The organism is Nonomuraea sp. 10N515B (assembly GCF_052245915.1).
Lineage (GTDB): Bacteria > Actinomycetota > Actinomycetes > Streptosporangiales > Streptosporangiaceae > Nonomuraea.
On the sequence record NZ_JBQQBQ010000216.1, the window covers coordinates 1 to 917 of the forward strand.

Consider the following 917-nt stretch of genomic DNA (forward strand, 5'->3'; position numbering starts at 1 on the left):
CAACCTCCCCGACGGGTGCCCTGGTCACAGCATGATCGCGATGCCGGTGTTCAGCCGGTGACATGAAGAAGCTCCTGGTAGACGGGTTGATCACCACAACCCACACCGTCGCAACCAGGAGCTTCCGGTGCTGTTTTATCGTGCCGCCGTCGATTTGTCGCATCAGACCCTGAACTACGTCGCCGGGGTGATCCGGCGCCACCGTAAGTCGATGAGGTCGGTCTGGCGGCGGCTGAACCCCGGTCAGCAGGCCCTGCTGGTCCTGGTCTACCTGCGCAAAGCAGAGACCTACACCGAACTCGGGGCCGGCTTCGGCGTCTCGACGGCCACCGCGTGGCGGTATGTGGAGGAGACGGTCAAGCTGCTATCGGCGCGCTCGCCTAAGCTCGGGCAGGCGTTACGGAAGGCCAAGCGGGACGGGCTGCATTACCTGGTGCTGGACGGCACGCTGATCCGCACCGACCGGATCAAGGCCGACCGGCCCTACTTCTCCGGCAAGCATCGCGTGCATGGGATGAACGTGCAGGTCATCGCCTCACCGGACGGGACGATCCTGTGGACCTCCGGAGCGCTGCCCGGCAAGACACACGATCTGAGCGCCGCCCGCATCTGGGGCATCCTGCGCGCCTTGGAGCAGGCCGGGATCGTCACCCTTGCTGACAAGGCGTATCAGGGAGCCGAGGGCCCAGTCGTCACCCCGTACAAGGGCAAGAACAAGCCCGAGTCCCAGAAACAGGCCAACCGCTCACACGCAAAACTTCGCGGGCCCGGAGAACGCGCGAACGCCCAGTTGAAGAGCTGGAAGATCCTCCGCAAGCTACGCTGCTGTCCTTCCAAGGCCGGCCACCTGTGCAAGGCCATCGCCGTCCTTCAAAACCACCGCGTCACCCAGGTCGCGTGAGGATGAAATCGGTTCA

General features: G+C 64.3%; 1 protein-coding gene. It reads left to right on the top strand.

The genetic code is table 11. The annotated features are described in order from the left end of the window. The first annotated feature begins 127 nt into the window (after nt 1-127). Nucleotides 128-901, top strand: coding sequence for a transposase family protein (locus tag ACTWQA_RS59115; RefSeq protein ID WP_443167520.1), 774 nt, complete (start codon nt 128-130; stop codon nt 899-901). The last annotated feature ends 16 nt before the right edge of the window (nt 902-917 follow it).